Source organism: Apilactobacillus intestinapis (assembly GCF_049166695.1).
GTDB lineage: Bacteria > Bacillota > Bacilli > Lactobacillales > Lactobacillaceae > Apilactobacillus > Apilactobacillus kunkeei_C.
The window spans coordinates 285650-306439 of the sequence record NZ_JBMHFD010000001.1 but is presented as its reverse complement, the minus strand read 5'-3'; the positions used below and the strand labels follow the sequence as shown (position 1 = coordinate 306439).

General features: G+C 35.2%; 21 protein-coding genes. 6 read left to right on the top strand and 15 right to left on the bottom strand.

Annotated elements, in window-relative coordinates; all coding sequences use genetic code 11:
- Nucleotides 1-6 precede the first annotated feature (6 nt).
- Together ACOMA7_RS01700 and ACOMA7_RS01695 are read right to left on the bottom strand one after the other, a co-directional pair.
- On the bottom strand, nt 7-510 hold the full coding sequence (locus ACOMA7_RS01700; protein ID WP_263501104.1) for a cell wall elongation regulator TseB-like domain-containing protein: 504 nt from the start codon (nt 508-510) through the stop codon (nt 7-9).
- 12 nt (nt 511-522) lie between these two features.
- Nucleotides 523-3231 (bottom strand): exonuclease domain-containing protein, encoded by a 2709-nt coding sequence (locus tag ACOMA7_RS01695; RefSeq protein ID WP_421391562.1) that lies wholly within the window; start codon nt 3229-3231, stop codon nt 523-525.
- A gap of 159 nt (nt 3232-3390) precedes the next feature.
- Between ACOMA7_RS01695 and mvk the strand changes: the two genes are divergently transcribed.
- From mvk to fni, 4 genes are read left to right on the top strand one after another with little or no spacing between them, the layout of a single operon-like run.
- Nucleotides 3391-4320 carry a mevalonate kinase gene (mvk, locus tag ACOMA7_RS01690; RefSeq protein ID WP_237756978.1) on the top strand — a complete coding sequence of 310 codons (930 nt, stop codon included), beginning with the start codon at nt 3391-3393 and terminating at the stop codon, nt 4318-4320.
- Between the two features lie 21 nt (nt 4321-4341).
- On the top strand, nt 4342-5310 hold the full coding sequence (gene mvaD / locus ACOMA7_RS01685) for a diphosphomevalonate decarboxylase (RefSeq protein WP_421391559.1): 969 nt from the start codon (nt 4342-4344) through the stop codon (nt 5308-5310).
- 20 nt (nt 5311-5330) lie between these two features.
- Nucleotides 5331-6395 carry a phosphomevalonate kinase gene (locus ACOMA7_RS01680; protein ID WP_421391557.1) on the top strand — a complete coding sequence of 355 codons (1065 nt, stop codon included), beginning with the start codon at nt 5331-5333 and terminating at the stop codon, nt 6393-6395.
- A gap of 3 nt (nt 6396-6398) precedes the next feature.
- Complete coding sequence (gene fni / locus ACOMA7_RS01675) at nt 6399-7436, top strand: type 2 isopentenyl-diphosphate Delta-isomerase (protein WP_421391555.1); 1038 nt, start codon at nt 6399-6401, stop codon at nt 7434-7436.
- Between the two features lie 148 nt (nt 7437-7584).
- On the opposite strand, the gene ACOMA7_RS01670 is transcribed toward fni, so the two are convergent.
- The 3 genes from ACOMA7_RS01670 to ACOMA7_RS01660 all read right to left on the bottom strand — a co-directional run bounded on the left by ACOMA7_RS01670 (nt 7585) and on the right by ACOMA7_RS01660 (nt 11414).
- A complete protein-coding gene (locus tag ACOMA7_RS01670) occupies nt 7585-9105 on the bottom strand; it encodes a TcaA 3rd/4th domain-containing protein (protein WP_414826903.1) in 1521 nt (506 codons plus the stop codon).
- Nucleotides 9106-9126: 21 nt separating this feature from the next.
- On the bottom strand, nt 9127-9921 hold the full coding sequence (locus ACOMA7_RS01665) for a zinc ribbon domain-containing protein (RefSeq protein WP_248597263.1): 795 nt from the start codon (nt 9919-9921) through the stop codon (nt 9127-9129).
- A gap of 149 nt (nt 9922-10070) precedes the next feature.
- Complete coding sequence (locus ACOMA7_RS01660; RefSeq protein ID WP_421391552.1) at nt 10071-11414, bottom strand: RsmF rRNA methyltransferase first C-terminal domain-containing protein; 1344 nt, start codon at nt 11412-11414, stop codon at nt 10071-10073.
- An 86-nt stretch (nt 11415-11500) separates the two neighbouring features.
- Here ACOMA7_RS01660 and ACOMA7_RS01655 point away from each other — a divergent pair, with 86 nt between their 5' ends.
- Nucleotides 11501-12307 carry a Cof-type HAD-IIB family hydrolase gene (locus tag ACOMA7_RS01655; protein ID WP_421391550.1) on the top strand — a complete coding sequence of 269 codons (807 nt, stop codon included), beginning with the start codon at nt 11501-11503 and terminating at the stop codon, nt 12305-12307.
- 37 nt (nt 12308-12344) lie between these two features.
- Here the strand turns inward: ACOMA7_RS01655 and glpK are convergent, their stop codons facing one another.
- Both glpK and ACOMA7_RS01645 read right to left on the bottom strand, forming a co-directional pair.
- Nucleotides 12345-13850, bottom strand: a complete 1506-nt coding sequence (gene glpK, locus ACOMA7_RS01650) for a glycerol kinase GlpK (protein ID WP_421391548.1) — start codon at nt 13848-13850, stop codon at nt 12345-12347.
- Between the two features lie 16 nt (nt 13851-13866).
- Nucleotides 13867-14055, bottom strand: coding sequence for a 2-hydroxymuconate tautomerase (locus tag ACOMA7_RS01645; RefSeq protein ID WP_034531102.1), 189 nt, complete (start codon nt 14053-14055; stop codon nt 13867-13869).
- A gap of 117 nt (nt 14056-14172) precedes the next feature.
- Between ACOMA7_RS01645 and ACOMA7_RS01640 the strand changes: the two genes are divergently transcribed.
- Nucleotides 14173-15603 carry a C69 family dipeptidase gene (locus ACOMA7_RS01640; protein WP_414826905.1) on the top strand — a complete coding sequence of 477 codons (1431 nt, stop codon included), beginning with the start codon at nt 14173-14175 and terminating at the stop codon, nt 15601-15603.
- Nucleotides 15604-15694: 91 nt separating this feature from the next.
- Here ACOMA7_RS01640 and rplS read toward each other — a convergent pair whose 3' ends face one another.
- The 8 genes from rplS to ACOMA7_RS01600 all read right to left on the bottom strand — a co-directional run bounded on the left by rplS (nt 15695) and on the right by ACOMA7_RS01600 (nt 20760).
- Nucleotides 15695-16051 (bottom strand): 50S ribosomal protein L19, encoded by a 357-nt coding sequence (rplS, locus tag ACOMA7_RS01635; protein ID WP_034531098.1) that lies wholly within the window; start codon nt 16049-16051, stop codon nt 15695-15697.
- Nucleotides 16052-16177: 126 nt separating this feature from the next.
- Nucleotides 16178-16924 (bottom strand): tRNA (guanosine(37)-N1)-methyltransferase TrmD, encoded by a 747-nt coding sequence (gene trmD, locus ACOMA7_RS01630; RefSeq protein ID WP_054608153.1) that lies wholly within the window; start codon nt 16922-16924, stop codon nt 16178-16180.
- Nucleotides 16914-17438 carry a ribosome maturation factor RimM gene (gene rimM / locus ACOMA7_RS01625; protein ID WP_034533544.1) on the bottom strand — a complete coding sequence of 175 codons (525 nt, stop codon included), beginning with the start codon at nt 17436-17438 and terminating at the stop codon, nt 16914-16916. Before rimM ends, trmD begins: the two co-directional genes overlap by 11 nt.
- Nucleotides 17439-17493: 55 nt before the next feature.
- A complete protein-coding gene (locus ACOMA7_RS01620; RefSeq protein ID WP_034531095.1) occupies nt 17494-17751 on the bottom strand; it encodes a KH domain-containing protein in 258 nt (85 codons plus the stop codon).
- Between the two features lie 13 nt (nt 17752-17764).
- Nucleotides 17765-18040: a 30S ribosomal protein S16 gene (rpsP, locus tag ACOMA7_RS01615; protein ID WP_034531094.1), complete on the bottom strand. Its 276-nt coding sequence runs from the start codon at nt 18038-18040 to the stop codon at nt 17765-17767.
- Nucleotides 18041-18132: 92 nt separating this feature from the next.
- On the bottom strand, nt 18133-18420 hold the full coding sequence (locus ACOMA7_RS01610; protein WP_421391543.1) for a hypothetical protein: 288 nt from the start codon (nt 18418-18420) through the stop codon (nt 18133-18135).
- Nucleotides 18421-18424: 4 nt separating this feature from the next.
- Nucleotides 18425-19654, bottom strand: a complete 1230-nt coding sequence (locus ACOMA7_RS01605) for a vWA domain-containing protein (protein WP_421391541.1) — start codon at nt 19652-19654, stop codon at nt 18425-18427.
- A gap of 5 nt (nt 19655-19659) precedes the next feature.
- Nucleotides 19660-20760 carry an ATP-binding protein gene (locus ACOMA7_RS01600; protein ID WP_301945468.1) on the bottom strand — a complete coding sequence of 367 codons (1101 nt, stop codon included), beginning with the start codon at nt 20758-20760 and terminating at the stop codon, nt 19660-19662.
- Nucleotides 20761-20790 lie beyond the last annotated feature (30 nt).

Genomic DNA, 20790 nt, shown 5'->3' with positions numbered 1-20790 from the left:
CTTTATCTATACGTTAGCAATAAATCTAAGTACTTTACCCGACTTAAAGTCAATAACAGCATAGTTTAATTCATTTTTTGAATTAAAGTAACTAACTGCCCAGGCAGGTTTTTCGTTAAAGATTGTTGGAGCAACACTAATCAATTTTGCAATTCTTTGCTTTTGATTAGCGACGCTTTTAGCTTCATTTGCTGAAATCCCATCTTTAACGTTGGCAACATTAATGCTACCAGTCTTCTTTTCAATTATTACGTATTGTTTTTGGTTGTCTTTATTAGGACCTTCAATAGTGTAATAAGTTCTATTTAAATCAGACATGTAGAAATGATCGACTGATTTAATACCAACCTTCTTTTCCGCCAATGTAGTCGCTTGGTGCTTAGCAGATGAAAGTGGCTGTCTAGCCCATAGGAACAGACCCATGATTATTAAAAATAAAACGATTATGATTCCGATTAACCATTTAAAAATTCTGAAATAGTTAATCTTCTTTAAAAACGAAACGTTCATCTTCTGACTCCCTTACACCTTTTTTAGTTTTTCGATAATCTTTCTTTTATCAAGTAGTTGTGGCTTAATATGACTCGGAATTAAGTCAATTAGATTACTACCATATGGTCCTTCAATGACTTCCTTATCTCTTAGATAAATTAATCCCTTTGAACCAGATAATTCTATCACATCTTTAATCGCATCTTTGATATTTAGAATGCTCAATGGGATAGACAATCCATCATTTGGATTACCATGCTCACTGTTGATTAAATCATATTGCGCTTGTAAGTAGATATCATCAAAAGAATCGATAGCCATTGAATCAATGATTAATGTATTGATTGGTTTATTCTTGTTGCGTAACGATTTTAATAAATCATTATTTCCAACAATTATGTTCTGTGAATCAACCACAATCTTCTTGACGATTTTGTCGTCATTTCCGCTGAAATCCTGACTTAAGATGACGTTGTGTTCGTTGACGTCAGACTCATATAAGGACTTAGCAATTTCTTTTACTCGTTGTTTTGAACGTGTAAGAATAAATGAATTGCTCTTATTATACTTCATCACTTTTTCAAGTGGCATCGGAATTTGTAAGGATTCATCCAAGATCAAATTAACCTGTCCGTTTAAATCATTTTCATCTTCGAACTTAATCATTCGTGTATTTTGACGTTTTAATTCCAATTTATCGTAGAAATATTGAGAACGTTTTGACGAATAGATAGCACTATCTAAGAAGATAATCCCTTTGAAGTATTTGTATAGCTCATTTGGTAGAATGTTTTCATTTCTAACTAATCCACCATACAACAGTCCATTTTCAACATCCTTATCTTCATTAACGTTAAAAGCAAAGACTAGTTGTTTACCAAGCTTATTTAGCTTAAATAAACGGACTAGGTTATTCTCGATAAATGAACAATATTCTTCTAACTTATCGAAGAACGCATATAAGATAGCTTTGTCGTGACCATTGAAATGATTAATTGATCTCTTCATGTCATCAACAATGTCCAAAATAGTTTGTTGGTTTCTAGAGATTGAGTTAAATAATGATTTCTTGTTCAAGACAAATGTATTAAATCTTTCAACATCCGGTTTAACAATGTATCCATCAACAGTTCGATTAAGCTTGCTCTTGGAATAAAATGCATTAAGGAAGTCATCCTTAATCGTTTCGAACTGATCACTATTCTTTGCTAATAGGTTTTCAATCTTTTTAGCCATGCCAGCAAGCTTTTTAGCTTTACTAAAGATATCAAACACGTTTCTGTTATGAGTTTGATACATCAAGTTAGTAATGTGATTACAAATAATCTTGTTTTCACTTAGCTTAAATTGGATTCGGTAGTTATCTAGTGCATTATCACTTAGCCTTCTAGAATCCTTAATCACTAAGAATGGGTCGTTTTGGTGCAACTTTTGAACGTTTTGTAATAAATAATCATGAGATACCAAGATAACGTTAGCGTTTTGGTAATCATGAGCTAACTTCTTAATGTAGTATCCTCTATTTTGTTCATCACTAACAACGTTTAAGAAGTAGTTCTGGTTATTATCCTTATCCAATTTGAGTTCGTTAATATCACCGGTTTTGGTAAATGTTAACCAAACCAAAATCTTACACTTTAGAAATTCGGTATTCTTAGAGTTGCTAACCACATTTAAACTATCTGAAAACTTATCCAAATCGATATAATCAGTTACTGGTCGAACAATCAAACATCTAAGACGGTCAGAAGTGATTTTATTGATGTTCTTCACTTGAGTAACCAATGATGATTCTGAGCTAAAATCTTCATCGCCAGCAATAACAATCTTTTGATCCTTCTTAAGTAGATAACTAAGTGGGAATAAATAACTAAAGTCATAGTTAAACTCCCTATTTTCCTCAATTAATAAATTATTACTATCTGAAGCCGAATGATAGTTTCCATAAATCGAATTCATCAGCTTATTTTCGGTATTATTAAACTGAGTAACCCCTTTAAACATTTTTGATTTCTTTCTTTTATTATTAGGGTATTTCAACTCTACAAAGTCATTATCAGTATGATATTTAATTTTTCTAACCTTAAGATTCTTAATGTTCATAATCTTAGGATTATCATCTTTGTGTTTTAAATGGTAAGCACGTGTAAACATGATTAAAGTATCCATCGGAAGGGAAGGATTAATGTCTAAAATCTGTTTAACGGTCTTCTTTGGTAAATTATCCAACTGATGTAATAGGATAATTAAGATTTTAGCAGTTGCTAATGCGTCACTGCTTGATGAATGTGGATGATCATGAACAATATTTAAGTTTTTACTTAAATCTGTAAGTTTGTAGCTAGGTTCTGTTGGTAATAGCAATTGACTTAATGTAACAGTATCAATCGCCTTATTAGTTAGTTCTTTATGATTCACCCTTTTAAATTCAAAATTTAAAAATGGGAAATCAAAATTGACGTTATGCGCAACAAAAATTGTCTTATCTAGTAACTGATAAATCTTATCTGCTACTTCGGCAAATGTTGGTGCATTAACGACTGTTTGGTTTGATATTCCAGTTAATTTTGTAATTTCAGTTGGAATACTAATTTCAGGATTAATAAATGAATTAAATGATCCAATAATCTTGTTGTTTTGTACAAAAGTACAACTAAATTGGATGATTCGATTAGTATAGTTGGACTGACTACTACCAGTAGTCTCAATGTCCACCACTGAAAAAATGGTATTACTCATGATTTCGTTCACCAATCTTTCAAAAAATACTTAACTTAATAATACTACATTTATTAGGTGTTTATCTATTATTTCAGGACACAAATATAAATATTTAAGTTATTTTTATTATGATGATTTTATGATAATATTAACATTAAGAGAAAGTGAGCGATAACATTGACAAATCAAGCAATTGGACATAGTCATGCCAAAATAATACTTATGGGCGAGCACAGTGTTGTATATGGTCAACCAGCCATTGCACTACCCGTTCCTAAAATTGACTTAAACGTTAGAATAATGGAAAAACAAAATGGTATTTACATTAATAGTAAGTACTTCATTGGTAACTTAAATAACGTCCCCAATGACCTATTAGGAATTAAAAACTTAATTGATAGCACCCTTGCTAAACTGCACAAAGAGGAAGCCTCTTTTGAAATGATTATTGATAGTTCAATTCCATCTGAACGTGGAATGGGTTCTTCAGCAGCAACATCAGTTGCCATCGTCAAAGCATTATTTCACTACTTTAACGTCAGTTTTGATAAGGATTTATTGCTTGATTTAAGTAATGTTGAAGAAACAATCACACACGGTAACCCTTCTGGTTTAGATACAGCGACCGCTGGATCAGATAATCCCGTATGGTTTATCAGAAATGAAACTTTAAACGAAATTAATTTCAACTTAAATGCCGTACTAGTAATTGCCGATTCCGGTATCAAAGGAAGAACCGACATTGCGATTAACTACGTTAAACAACAACTAAATAACAATAAAGAAGATACCATGAAGTCAATTAAACATATTGGTGAACTTGTTACACGTGCTAAGTTTGATATCGAAAATGATAATCCAATTGAACTTGGTAAACTAATGACTGAAAATCAAAAAGAATTAAAGAAATTAAAAGTAAGTAACGATAAGATTGATGAACTAGTTGAAATTGCAAATCGAAATGGCTCATTAGGTACCAAGCTAACAGGTAGCGGACTTGGGGGATGTATCATTGCTTTAGCAAGAAACATTCATGAAGCCCAAAGTATTGAAAATGCGCTATTAAAAGCCGGTGCTTTAGATACCTGGATTCAACCTTTTAACTAAAACTCGGAGGAATTATACAAAATGTTAGGTGAAAAAATTACCGCAAGAGCACACACAAATATTGCCTTAGTTAAATATTGGGGAAAAGAAAATGAAGAGTTAATTATCCCTGCTAATAGTAGCCTATCGCTAACACTTGATGAATTTTATACTGACACAAGTGTTCAATTTGATGAGTCTCTTAGTTCCGATGAGGTTACCTTAAACGGGAACGTTGTTGATGATGAAAAAATCACCAAATTTATGGATATCATTCGTCAAAAAACAAACATCAATACATTTGCGCGCATTGAATCAACCAATCATGTCCCTACTTCAGCCGGACTGGCATCTTCTGCTTCTGCATATGCTGCTTTAGCTGCAGCTGGTAGTAAGGCTTACGGAATTAATCTAAGTCAAAAAGATTTATCCCGTTTAGCAAGACGTGGTTCCGGTTCGGCAACCCGTTCAATATTTGGTGGTTTTGCAGCATGGCATAAAGGAACTGATGATGAATCCTCATATGGTTACAGTATTGAAGATCCAGTAAAAATGGACGTTAATATGATTGCAATCATTCTTGATAATCAACCTAAGAAAATTAGTAGTAGAAAAGGAATGAAGATTTCTATTGAAACTTCTCCCTACTATCAAAGTTGGATTCAACAAACTACCGCTGATTTTCAAACAATCGAAGAAGCAATTAAGGAAAATGACTTTACCACTTTAGGTAAAACAGCAGAACTAAATGCGATGAGAATGCACTCACTAACATTAAGCTCTGATCCTTCATACTTATACATAAATGCCGATAGTCTTGAAGTCATTAACATGGTTAAAGAACTAAGAGAAAACGGCGTTGAATGCTATTACACAATGGATGCAGGTCCCAATGTCAAAATAATCTGTCAAAGTGATAAAATCAGTGCAATTACTGATAAGTTGTCTGATAAATTTTCTAATGACCAACTCAAAGTATCTGGACCTGGCGAAGGAATAAAGTATCTATAAATTGAAAGGACTAATTTAAAATGATTTCTGTAAAAGCACCCGGAAAGCTATATATTGCTGGTGAATATGCTGTGGTTGAAAACGGATATCCAGCTATCATTGTTGCAATTGATCAATATATTACAGCTAATATTAGTGAATCCGAAAATAATGTTGGTGTTATTCATTCAAAACAGTATGAAAACGACAAAATTGAATGGGTTTACGATAATAATCAAATCAAACCTCTAAACGATAACAGTTCTTTCAACTACGTAATTTCAGCAATGAAAACATTCGAGAAATATGTCGAAGAATTAAATATAAAACATAAATTATATAACATTGATATTGATAGTAATTTAAACAGTGAAGACGGTAAGAAATATGGATTAGGTTCCTCAGCAGCTGTCACTGTCGCAACAATCAAAGCTCTAAACGAACTATATGGTTTAAACTTAAGCAAACTACAAATATTCAAGCTAGCTGCCATTGCTCATTTAAGCATTCAAGGTAACGGTTCATTGGGCGACGTCGCTGCTAGTAGTTTTGGTGGTTGGATTGCTTATAGTTCATTCGATAAGAAATGGTTAGCAAACCAAACCAATTTAAAAGACGTGATGGAACAAAGTTGGCCTCATCTAATGATCGAACCACTTACCCCACCTTCTGACCTCGAATTACTTATTGGCTGGACAGGAACTCCTGCTTCAACTTCCAATTTACTTAAGAGCGTTGAATCATCATCAAATGTTGATAAATACAAGCAATTCTTAGTTAAGAGCAAGCGCTGTATCGATAAGATGATCAATGGCTTTAAAAATAAAGATATCGCTGTTATTAAGAATCAAATTAAAGAAAACAGAAATATCATCGTCGAATTGGCCAGTTTCACTGGTATCGACATCGAAACAAGTAAACTAAAACGACTATGTGAAATCGCTGAAGAATATAACGGTTCGGGAAAATCCTCTGGTGCCGGAGGTGGAGATTGTGGAATTGCCATTGTTGAAAAACAATCCCCCATTAAAGATATCGAATCAAAATGGACAGAAAATGGCATTATCCCACTTCATCTAAATATCTACTCAGAACAGGAGGCATAATCAATGGTTAGTATCCAATCTCATCGAAAAGATGAACACGTTTCATTAGCTATTAAGTTCTACGATAAAACCAGTCATGCAAGTTTTGATCAACTAAGATTTGTCCATCAAGGGATTCCAGAAATCAGTTTGGATGATATCGATACATCAACAACTGTCGAAAATATCAAAATGGACTTTCCAATCTATATCGAAGCCATGACCGGTGGAAGCGAATATACAAAGAAGTTAAATCAAAAGCTAGCTAGAATCGCAAAGATTACTGGGATTGCTATGGCCACTGGTTCTCAAAGTGTCGCTTTAAAAGACAATTCAGTTGCTTCTTCATTTGAGATTGTTAGAGAAACCAATCCAAATGGAATTGTATTTTCCAATTTAGGCGCTTCAGCTGATGTTTCAAGAGCTAAGGCAGCGGTAAAAATGATGAATTCCGATGCAATTGAAATTCATATTAATACTCCGCAAGAAATGATTATGCCTGAAGGTGATCGTGAATTTAACTGGATTGAAAATATTAAATCCATTCAAGAAGAACTAGCTTGCCCCGTTATCGTAAAAGAAGTCGGTTTCGGTATGTCTAAAGAAACCATTCAACAACTAGTTGATGCTGGTATTAAAAATATTAATATCAGCGGTAAAGGTGGCACTAGTTTCAGTATGATTGAAAACTACCGTAGAAAGAAACAAGAAATGGACTACCTAGAAGATTGGGGACAAACAACCGTTGAATCCCTTCTAGAAGCTCAACTATTTAAAAACAAGGTTAATATCATTGCTTCCGGCGGTATCAGAACACCACTTGATGCTATTAAGGCAATCGCACTTGGTGCTAATTCCGTTGGAATTGCAGCCCCTATTCTATATTCACTAATCAAAGACGGTGAAGAAGAAACCATTGAATTCATTAATGACTTTATTTATGGAATGAAATCAATAATGACTATACTTGGTGCCAAAAACTTATCTGATTTACAAAGTAAAAAATTAATATTGAGTTCGGATCTTCTATCTTACGTTTCCCAACGAGGACTTCCCTACTAATTTAAGCAAGCGATTTTTGCTTGCTTTTTTCTTTTATTTTTATAAGTTAAAGTAAATTTATACTTATAACCAAAATAGATTAATTTAACTAATTTTACAAATAAAAAAAGACCTCTACATTTAAGTAGAAGCCTTATTTTTTTATGATTTAGTCATCATCGTCATCGCTTTTATCATAATCTTTAAGTTTATCTGGCGCCTTAAGTGTTTGTAGCTTAAGTGAACCATCTACCTTCTTCATGTTAGAAGTAAACTTGAAGATTTGAATGTGATCGTGCTCGTCACCGTCGTCGTCAGGAACATCGAAGGTATACTTCAAAGTACCAGAAACAACTGAGTGGTCCCCTGCAGGAACAACAGAATCCACTGATGAATCAATGCTTACGCTATCATATTTGTTATCGTTAACTTGATCAGCTTGTTGTTTTGCCCAAGTAATGAAACCTTGTGCATCACTGTTATTTGAACCATCAACGAAGTAATCACTTGGATCAAAATCGTTGTTGTCATTAACAGCAGAACTAAGGTCATTTGAGAAATTACTGATTAGATTCGAGGCATCGTCTTTATCAACTGCCCCTGGATAGTTTAGACTTACTTCTTGTCCATAGTCACTTTCACTCAAATGATACTTGTCTGAGGTAACTGACTTACCATCTGAATGCATTACACCATAGATGTAAATTGCAGATGAGAATGGCATGTCTGAAACCTTGTAGTCACCATCGCCGTTACTTGTACCAACTTTCTTATCATTGATGTAAATATCAGCATTGGGACCAGCCTTAACAGTGAACTTAATAGTCTTTAATGGCATGTAGATGTTGTCATTGTTATCAAGGTAAGTAGTTTGTGCATTAGTAACTTTTTTACCTGATAATGTCTTTGAAACAGTAATGTCATAGTCACCTGGTAGGATGCGACCTAAACTAAATTCTGAATCTGAGTCAGATGTTTGACCAATCTTATTATTGTTCAAGGTAACATCTGCAGACTTTTCACTAGTTGTAATTGTTGGAACAACTGCTTTTACCTTAACTTGGTAGTTAGGGAATAATAACCATTTGCGTCCGTCTTGAACATATTCAAAATTACCATCCTTTGAAGTACCTGAATCACTTAGTTGGCCCTTCAATGATTGTAATTCGTCATTATTCTTGTTCATGTGTTTAGATAATGGTGCCATTGTGCTGTCATTTAAAGTAACGCGACTATCAGTTGATTCAAAGTATGAATCGGTATTCTTGTCACTAGTTAATGAAGTCATCGCACGATCTAAGACTGCACTCTTTGAGTAGTAGTGGTTTCCGAAAAGGTATCCGATAAAACCGAATACAACAACAACTGAAACCACGATTCCAATAATTAGGTTTCTAGTTTGATGTTTTTTACTCTTCTTAAAACCGTTCCTTGATGCCCTAACGTTCCCATTGTTTGCTGGTTGTTGAGAAACGTTATTACCGTTATTAAATTGTGGTTGTTGGGCAGCATTATTGTTATTACTTTGAGGTTGTTGGTAATCATTAACTGTATTATCAACACTTGCTTGACTAGATTGATTTGTTTGATCAGTTACTTCGTTGTCTAATTGTGCACCACAGTTGTGACAGAATTGTTCGTCAGCATCAACTTTAGCACCACAATTTTGACAGAATCTTGATTCCCCCATAATTTAACCCCCTAATTTAAATTAAGCTGTTAGTGACTTAATGAAAACAATAAAGAATACAATAACTAATGATAAGTGAGCTAATAATAGAACATACAACTTATCAAATTTGTTTGAGTTTTGACCATCGATAATTGCGTAAGTAAAACCAATTAGGTCGTTAATTACAACAAATAGGAAGATAAACATGTTTAATGGTAATGCGATAAGACCACCAATTAGTAGGAATAAGAACATGATAGCTGATAGCATAACTGAAATGTTAGTGTATGCAGCTAATTTGTTAATGAATTCGAAGAAATCAGTCTTTTCACCAGTACCAGCAACTGCAAAAGCTCTAAAACCATATGCTAATGCAACGAAAACAACGATCATTAATACTGAGAATAATTCAACTTTACCTGCACCATCACTTACTAAGTTTTGGAATACAACAGCGAGTGATGAAGCTGTATCGCCACCAAGACCGCTTGAAGCTAGGTCAATTGCGCCGTTAATCTTTGAAGTGATCAACATAATAGATAAAATAGCAAATACTGCGCTGGCAACAAATGAAGTTAGACCAAAGTATTTGTTTGAAGCCTTTCCACTTAGTGAAGGATGTTTAACGCTACTCCAGAACCACTTAAAGAAATCCTTAGCATAGTTCTTAGCTTGTTCTGCGCTTTGGTTAGGAACAACGTTTTGATTTTGTGCACCGTTGGTGTTAGCACCATTTGGTTGTAGGTTTTGTACGATTTGAGCTCCACACTTAGGGCAGAACTTTGCTCCTTCCTTTAATTCGTTACCACATTTTGGGCAAAATTTAGCACTCATATAAAATACCTCCAGAAATATGTAATAAAAAATATTATACCAGTATTAATCATAACACATTTTTATTTAATTATCTTATCATTCAATAAATTATTTTATATACAAACGTATAAAAAAGAGCTGCAATTTAGTGCAGCTCTTTTGATTTATTAATCTACGTTAAATCTTAGTCCCTTAGGGAAGAAGTTTTTAATCGTACCATTTACAACCTTACCAAAACCAACGGGTTGATTCTTACAGATTAGTTGGTACCATCCCTTCTTAACATCCTTATCACAGTTGATAACATCCCCATGGACGTATTGTTTCCAATCATCCTCAGATATTTCTAAACGATTAACAACCTCATCACTATGCAAAGCCAATGCTAATGCATAACTTGGTTCAAAACGTTTCTTCTTAATTGTTCCTAGATGTAGTCCTGGACGCATTACCTTTAATCCCTTCAAGTCAGGAAGAGTATTATCAAAGGTGTATAATTGATCCCCAAATAAAATTAAATGTTTTGGATCAAAGTTATTTAGATTAGCCTCCTTGAATTCATTCCATAGTTTCTTATCATCAATCGATAGGTTACTTTGTAGACGATGTTTAATCTTCTTAGCATTGCCTTCATCATTACTAGATAATTTTGAAACAAAGTGGCCTTCTCCTTTGAAATGATTAGGGAATAATCTAACGGTATTAGCTAATTCTTCATTACCGTCTGCCCATTGTGGTTTACCACTTAACATCCCTTCGTATTTCTTAATTGGCTCGATGGAGAAGTCATAAGTGTCTTTCATCCATTCAACAATTTGTTCATCCTCTTCTGGAGCAAACGTACATGTTGAGTAGATAATCTTTCCACCTGGTTTTAACATCTTAACTGCTTGTTCGATGATCTCCTTTTGACGAGTAGCACATTGACTTGGATAGTCTGCGTTCCAGTATTGGATAGCATCGTTATTCTTTCTAAACATCCCTTCACCAGAACATGGAGCATCGATTAGAATCTTGTCGAAGAAACGTGGGAAGTGCTTGGCTAGGTTATTTGGATTTTCATTTAAAATTAGTGCGTTTCTAATCCCAAATCTTTCGACGTTTTCTACAAGGACTTTTGCACGCTTATGATCGATTTCATTGGTTACTAGTAGCCCTTGGTTATCCATGTAACTAGCAACATGGGTTGTCTTCCCACCGGGAGCAGCACATAAGTCCAAAACGTAATCTCCTGGTTTAATATCTGCTACTTCACCTACATACATCGCACTAGGTTCTTGTGAGTAAATCGCACCACTTTGATGTTCAACACTCTTACCGTTTACATCACCATAGTATCCGTATTGGCAGTATTCGATTGATTCATTATTGGGTTCTGAAGGCATATGTTCCTTTAATGGATTAATTCTAAATCCAGGATTGGTCTCTTTATCTAGACTGGCAAAGAATGATTCTGCATCATTCCCCATTAGTTTTTGATATTTAGTTTTAAAATCGTTTGGTAATTGCACGAGATTACTCCTTTTGCATTGACTTACATTTTTTAATTAGTTAACATATTACTATTATATTTTTTTAAAAGAGGTGAAACAACTACATGGATAAGAAACTTATCGCAATTGACCTTGATGGAACTACACTGAATAGTGAGTCAAAGGTTTCACAAAAAACTATTAATACTTTAAATAAAGTAATTGATTTAGGTCATGTTGTCAATATTGTATCAGGTCGTCCACCACGTTTGATTACAGACATCTATAACCAAATTGGTTTAGACAATCCATTAATTAGTTTTAACGGTAGTCTGGGATACAATCCACTAACTAATTGGAATAAGGCCTACGAATACAATATCAATCGAGATATCGTCTTTGATGTCTTAAAACAAGATAAAGACTTAGGCATTAACCTAATGGCCGTTGAAGGTAAAGAACTATTCTTGGCTAACCGTGAAGCAAACGATGAAGTTGGTTTCTTCCCAACTAGTCTTGAACCTTCTGAATTCATTACTAAAGAGAACTTAAACGAAAACCCAATTTGTCTAACCCTACAAATTCAACACAATAAGATGGATAAATTCATTAACTATGTAGATCGCAACTATGGTGATACCCTACAAATCTCACCATGGGGAGGTCCTGATTCAATCGTTGAATTAGCATCTAAGAACGTTAGTAAGGAAACTGGTCTAGAAGTACTATCTGACTACTACAATATTGACCAATCTAACATCATTGCTTTTGGTGATGAATTTAACGATGAAACCATGTTGAAGTACGCTGGCTTAGGTGTTGCTATGAAGAATGGTCAACCTAAGATTACACAACTAGCCGATGACGTTACTAAATACGATAACGATAATGACGGTTTAGCTCGTTACCTAGACGAATACTTTGAACTATAAAAAGACTTGAGATTAACTCAAGTCTTTTTTCTTTTGCTTATTTATTTGGATGAAACATTTGCGTACTCTTAACCGCTAATTGCCAACCTTCATAGTAGTGATTACGTTTGTCTTCATCCATCTTTGGATAAAACTCGTCTTGTTTGGGTTTTATTTGCTTAATCTCATCGATATCTTTCCAAAATCCAACTGCTAATCCCGCTAAGTAAGCAGCACCTAATGCAGTTGTTTCAGATATGGATGATCTTTCAATTGGTGTATTTAAGATGTCTGATTGGAATTGCATCAAATAATCATTTTGCGCAGCCCCACCATCAACCTTTAAATGTTTCAAATCCAATTGAGTATCATCAACCATGGTATTAACAACATCCTTGGTTTGATATGCTAGTGAGTCTAAAGTAGCCTTAACAAAGTCTTCCTTGGAAGTAGCTCTAGTTAACCCGAAGATTGCTCCTCGACTGTCTTGGTCCCAATATGGGGCACCTAGACCAGTAAATGCTGGAACAACGTAAACATCGTGATCATTGGCAGAATTAAATGCTAATTCCTGGGTTTCCTTAGCATCATTAATCATTCTAAGGCCATCTCTTAACCATTGAATGGCGGAACCTGCGACAAAGACACTTCCTTCAAGGGCATAGTTAACCTTGCCGTCAATTCCATATGCAATGGTTGTTAGTAACCCACGATCAGACAATACTGGTTTATTACCCGTATTCATCACAATGAATGAACCAGTTCCGTATGTATTCTTAATACTTCCGGCTTCTAGTCCTAATTGACCAAATAACGCAGCTTGTTGGTCACCGGCAATTCCTGAAACAGGAATTTGCACACCATAAAAAGCATAACCGGCAGTGTAACCATAAATCTTAGATGATGATCTAACACTTGGCAATATTTGTTTTGGAATATCCAACTCCGCTAGGATTTCATCATCCCAACTTAGCGTGTGAATGTTATACAGCATTGTTCTACTTGCATTGGAATAATCAGTCGCATGAACATGACCACCGGTTAGTTTCCATAGAATCCAGGTATCAATGGTTCCAAATAAGACGTCACCATTTTCAGCCTTTTCTCTAATCCCATCGACGTTATCTAACAACCACTTAATCTTAGTGGCTGAGAAGTATGAGTCGATAACTAATCCGGTCTTTTCATGGATCATCTCGGTATAACCAGCAGCTTTTAAATCATTCGCAATATCACTGGTTTGTTTTGATTGCCATACAATTGCATTATGAACTGGTTCACCCGTAATTCTATCCCACATGACTGTGGTTTCTCTTTGGTTGGTAATCCCAATTCCACGAACCTTATAAGGCGGTATCTTGGAGTGAATTAATGCTTCTGAGATAACGGTCTGCACAGCGTCCCATATTTCATTTGCATCATGTTCAACCCATCCTGATTGAGGGAAAAACTGCGTAATTTCCTTTTGTGACTTACTTACCACTTCGCCACTATGGTTAAAAATCATGGCGCGAACACTGGTAGTTCCCTCATCAATTGACATTATATACTGTTCGTTTTGCATGTTATTTCCTCAGTTATTATTTTTCGTCGCTCTTTAGTTTACCTGCAACACTGTAGTTACTCTTCTTCATTTCGTTTAAAACGATGTGAACGTGTTCAGCTGGTGCACCAGTGTTCTTCACGATTGCGCTGGTAACATCAGCAACTAGTCCCTTTAATTGTTCTTCGTTTCTTCCTTCGATTAAATCAATATGTACTAATGGCATAATCATTCTCCTAATCTATAATTTTATTCTGATTATACTTTAGATACTTATATATTTCAATTTTTTAAAAGTTTAATGTACAATTATAGAAATGAAACTAACGAGGGAGTGTTTAACATGCCAAAGTTTCCAGAATACGATGCATGTACTAGTATCTTAATCGGTAAGAAAGCATCTGTTGATGGTTCTACCATGATTGGTCGTAACGAAGATTGCAAAGCAACCTGGCCAAAACATTTTGTTGTTCATCCTCATAAGGAGTATAAGGAAAAACCAGTGTTTAAAGCTCAAGAAAACGCCTTTACAATGGAATTACCTACTGTTAGGGGTAAATACACCGCTACTCCAGAATGGACTAATAAAGAGGGATTATTTGAAGAAGAAGGTATTAATGAATACGGTGTCGCTATGAGTGCTACCGAAAGTGCCTACTCAAATAGTTATGTATTAGGATTTGATCCACTAGTTGAAGACGGTATTAGCGAAGCTTCTGTTGTCACTGTTGTTCTACCATACGTTAAAACAGCACGTGAGGGTGTTAAACGCCTAGGTGAAATCGTCTCAAAATATGGTTCCAGCGAAAGTAACGGAATCTTATTCTCAGACCAAGATGAAGTTTGGTATTTTGAAATTGGTTCCGGTCATCAATGGGTTGCGATGAGAATCCCTGATGATTGCTACGCAGTCGTATCAAATCGCTTAGCCATTCAAAACATCGATTTCGATGACCCTGATAACTTTATGTGGTCAGAAGATATCATTGATTTCGTGAGAAAGAACCACTTAAATAACTCTAATAATGGTAGTTTTAACTTTAGAGAAATCTTTGGAACTAGAAATGAGTCTGACCTATACTACAACAACCCACGTGTTTGGTACGGTCAACGCATGTTTAACCCAGAAATTAAACAAGATCCGGAATCATATGACCTACCATTTGTCAGAAAGCCAAGTCGCTTAATCTCAGTTCAAGATGCTAAGGACTTCCTATCATCACACTACCAAGGCACTCAATTTGACCCAGTTGGTAAAGGTAGTCACGAGGACAAGACCAGATACCGTCCAATCAGTTTGGCAAAGGCACAAGAATCTCATGTCTTACAAATTCGTCCTAACCTACCAATCGAAGTTGGTGGTATTCACTGGTTATCAATGGGTGTTGCTGCACAAAGCGTCTTTGTTCCATTCTTTGCCGGCATCAAGGATACCCCACTTGAATACAAGATTGGTAAGTTAACCTATGAACCAAAGTCAGCTTATTGGATTTTCAAACTGGCCGGAGTGTTATTAGATCCACACTACAATACATTTGTTGACGTTGTCGGTGATGTCCAAGAAAAACTTAATATCTACTTCCAACAAAAGATTAACGAAGCTGATATCAAGGCCAATGATTTAGCACCACAAGAAGTTTCTGATTTTGTCACAAAGATCAGTAATGAATGTGCTGAATATGCAATGGACAGTTACAGACATCTATCATACGAAATGATCTCCAAATCAACCGACTTTTCGAAGTTAAACTATAATACTGACGAAAACCTATAAAATAAAAGGATGGCTTAATTGCCATCCTTTTTTTGTACAAAAAAAGAGCAACGCATAAGCGTTACTCTTCATTTTAGATATAAATTTTATCTTAACGACGACGTGCTTCTTTAATACGAGCAGCCTTACCATGACGTTCGCGTAAGTAGTATAGCTTAGCACGACGTACGGCACCACGACGAGTTACTTCTAACTTAGCAACACGTGGTGAGTGTAGTGGGAAGATACGTTCAACACCTACACCTGAAGTAATCTTACGAACAGTGTAAGTAGCTTGGATACCTGTACCGTGGCGTTTGATAACAACACCTTCGAATACTTGGATACGTTCGTTGCTACCTTCAACAACCTTTACAGATACCTTTACAGTATCTCCGGCTCTAAATTCTGGAACATCACTCTTTAGTTGTTCCGCGTTAATCTTTGAGATTAATTCGTTTTGACGCATAATATAACATCCTCCAACTAGCATTCTTGTCTTTACTTGTTGCAACAGCGGAATACCGTTTTTATTTAACTATAAAAATAGTCAATTAGAATACTAACATAACCACAATTACTTGTAAAGATTATTTTATTCTTCTTCTATTTTTACTTCCGCTAATAGTTTCTTTTGTAAATCAGTTAATTGACTATAATCAATTAGATCTGGGCGTCTAAGGTAAGTCTTTCTTAGCGCCTCTTTTTCGCGCCATTCTTCAATCTTTTGGTGATTACCACTAGTCAACACATCGGGTACTGTCATGCCCCTAAAATCTGCTGGTCTAGTGTATTGAGGATATTCTAGTAATCCACTTGAGAATGAATCACCAGGTGCAGATTCATCGTTACCCAAAACGTCAGATAATAATCGAGCAGTTGCATCAATCATTACCATTGCTGGTAATTCTCCACCGGTTAAGACAAAGTCACCTAATGAGTATTCATCGGTAACCAATGTCTTAATTCTTTCGTCATATCCTTCATAGTGACCACAAATGAAAGTTAAATGGTCTTCCTTAGATAACTTTTCGGCCTCTTTTTGATCAAACTTCTTTCCTGCTGGATCCAACAGAATTACACGTCCCTTAGAAATGCCTTCCTTAGCAGCCTCTTCTTGGGTATGAGAAAGCGCATCAAAAATTGGTTGAGCTTGTAGTAGCATTCCTGCACCACCACCAAATGGGTAGTCATCAACGTTACCATGCTTATTGGTCGAATAGTCTCTAAAGTTAGTAATATTAATATCTAGTAATCCTTTATCCTTTGCTTTTCCAAGGATTGAATCACCCAAAGGGCCATCAAACATATCTGGAAATAAGCTTAAGATATCAATCTTCATCGTCGAGCCCCCTAGGAACATCCACAGTAATTACTTCATCGTCTAAATTAACATCTAAGATGACTGAATCAATCTTAGGTAATAATAAATCGGACTTGTTATCACGTGAGACAACCCAAACATCATTGGCACCTGGTGAAAGAATTTCCTTAACGGAACCAATCTTTTGTCCGTCAGTATCTAAAACATCTAAACCAATGATTTGGTGATAGTAGTATTCGCCAGGTTGTAAGTCATCACTATCAAGTTGATCTTCAGCAATCTTTAATTCTGAAGGTTTTAAGTATTCAACGTCATTGATAGTTGGCTTGTCTTTAAAGTGTAGTAAGATGAAGTTCTTATGAGTTCTAACACCATCGATCACTAGCTTTTCACTCTTAGTATCATTTAAAAACGCATAAACTTCATTACCAACTTTAAAACGTTTTTCAGGGAAATCGGTAATAGACATTACACGAACTTCACCACGAAGTCCCTGAGTATTTACAATCTTTCCAATATTATAAAAGTTCATTATTCATTTCCCCTTTTATGTTAAAAAACTCTTAAACAAAACACCAAGGTTTCATTTAAGAGTTTTTATTCTTACTATCATCAATAATCAGTCTTACGCGCTTATCACCAGAAACACGAGCACTGTAAACAATCGTACGAATTGTTTGCGCTACATGGCCCTTTTTACCAATAATTCTACCGACATCGGCAGGATTAGTAACAAGATGATATTCATAGAAACGATCCGATTCACTATGATCGATAGCAACATCCTCTGGGTATTCCACCAGTGGTTTTACGATTTTTTTAATCAGCTCATCAAAATTAGTCATAACTCGATATCACTTATTTCTTAGAGTATTTAGCTTCATGATATTTCTTCATGATACCAGCATCAGATAGTAAGTTACGTACAGTATCTGAAGGTTGTGCACCCTTGTTTAACCATTCGAAGATATCTTCTTCTTCAAGTTTAACAGTACTTGGTTGAGTTAATGGGTTGTAAGTACCAACAGTTTGGATGAAACGACCATCACGAGGGCTACGTGAATCAGCAACTACAACACGGTAGAAAGGACGCTTCTTTGAACCCATTCTCTTCAAACGAATTTTAACAGACATTAATAAACACCTCCTGTATTTCTTTTAACGATATTAAATATAACAGTTATTTAGATGCTTGTAAAGGTTTTTTTCTTTACACCATGATTTTTTTATTGAAAATCAGCTAAAAGAGCACTTTTTGCCAGTTCATCCATGTATTTTTCGTTATTAATAACAAAATTATGGACGTTTTTATAATCATCGAAATCGATTTTAACATTCTTAAATACCTGATTTCTATCTAACTCTTTAGCCAAATTAACATCATTAACTGACATCTTTGCCACAAATGGTGAGTCTTCATAAATCTCATCCCAAGAATTAGATAGTAATGCCTTTGCTCTTTTAATATTTACGTTATTATTAATCGCCATTTTTAATATATCCGATTTTAACATTTTATCACATCCTAATTTGGTCTAAATATAAGACGTTGGCCTTTTGATTACGTACTGATAACTCGTTCTCGTATCCCAATAATACCCATGTGATATTGAAGTTTGGTTGGTTCAAATATTCTTCACCCTTACCATCGGTGAAAACGATGCATCCCTGACTAGCTAATTTATGTTCATGCACATAGTCAACGATACTTTGATACTTGGTACCACCTTGCAATAAACGCTGATTAGAAATGAGTCTATCGCTAATCGCATGAACTTCAGCATCAAACGTATAGCAATTAACCTCAATATTTGGGATCGATTGAATTGCCTTAACAACACTAACCATGTTGGCATATTGATCATCACTGATTGAACCCGAACTATCGATAAAGACGTTCACATTTTCACTCTGACCTCTAATTCTCCCTGGAAGATCCATACGATATGGCTGCCTGCGATTAAATCGAGTATAGTTTTTCTTTGGTCGATTACTTTTATTTCCAGTAATTCTTCTAACGATTTGCTGCAAATTAATTCTAGGCATCACAACGGACTTAATCTGTTTGTCAACTGCCATTGAAAGATCACCACGATATTGGCTATAAACATCCCTTAACAGACTATCAATTGATTTCTTTCTTTGGTCATAGCCTTGATTACTGATATTGCCATCCTCATTAAAGTATCGATGATTATCAACAATTCGTAGGTTGGCGTTATCCAATTTACCAACCCCATCTTGTTTATCCTGACTAAACAAATCATAAAGCTGCTTAGCATACTGACTAGAATCCAGATTAGGTTTCATATCAAGATTGTATTGGTAGTTAAGCTTATCTAAAGTCCATCCCTTGGAATAAACATCTGAGACGTATTGGTTAACCGCTACATCGGAGGCCACGTCGTTCAATTGGTTGTGATTGAAGTATCTGAGGGGATGCAACCAAATGATATGCATCGCTAGATGCTCCAAGATAGCAATCAAATCATTAGCATCTGCCAAGTCATCTTTTAAATGAGTAGGATTATATGCCAATTCCAATCGGTTATTTGACCACTTCAATGCTAGAAATGAATCAATCGTATCATCTGCATTCCTGTTTAAATGAAGCAAAATTTCGCCATAGAAGCTCTTATTACGAATTAAGGATAAAATCCCTTTAGAAATGATTCCATCTACCTCAGTTGGACTATTTTGCTGTGAATCGATATTAATTAGGTTGTAAATATCACTATTGAGTGTCATATTAATCACCTGTATGCATTAAAACTAATTTCGGTTAACTTATCATATAACTGTTTAGCAGCTAAACTGGTTTCGGCCATGTTGTAGATATCATCGATTAAACCACTGTCGTTAATCAATGTTCGAGCAATTGCGTATTGACCATCTGAACTTAATAAATCGATAAAATTTGTTAAACGGTGACAAACATCATCGCTTAATGTTGATACTGATTTTACATATTCACTGACTAATGATTGCTTAGTAATCTCATCTTTAGATGCTAGTTTATCAACAATATCCTGTAAGTCACCATTTAATTCAATCTTGTCATCGATAGATTGATGCATAAATTTAACAAAGGATTCTGCGATGGATGGACCGACATTTCCTGAGACGACCTCGATTAAAATGTCTTCATCATAATCGTCATTGTATTGATTAACGATATTGGACACACGGTGCCAAGATCTAGGCGTTGGTTTAATCTCATCATTCCCATGGTCTAAAAACTCTGGATTGTCGCTAATAAAATTAATGACTTGTTGATTAACTTTGTTATCTTTTGCCCACTTTAACCAGTCATTAACATCTGTTTGCATGTTAACTCGCACAGTTCTATCAGTAATGGCATCATCACTAGCATAAACATCATAATTAGCATTCATGTCATCTGGGTTTTCAGCAATGATGATGTGGACTTGTTTTGGTAACACCACCGAATTAATGCGGCGTTGTAAAACCAGATTCATTAACTCACTTTGGACATCAGAGGTTCCACGATTGAATTCATCTAGGAACCAATAAATTGGTGTATCAGGATTGGCCTCGGCATATTTGATAATTTCAATAATGGTGTGGGAGTATCCGAATTTAACATCCGCTAATGTCCCATAATTATCAGTCTCAATAAATGATTTGTCTGTTAATGGTGGCACCGGAATCGCCAAGTCACCTTTCTCGGATAAACTCACGACCGTAGTAAATAATCTGGCATGATTTTGTTCAGCTAATTGATTTACTAATGCCGACTTACCAATTCCGGCAAGACCAACAATATTTGCCACAGCACCACTTTTTTCAATCAAATTTACTGCTTGCATTGTTTTAATAAAACCTAATGCCATAAAAATCCCTCCTAAAAAAGACACAACTAC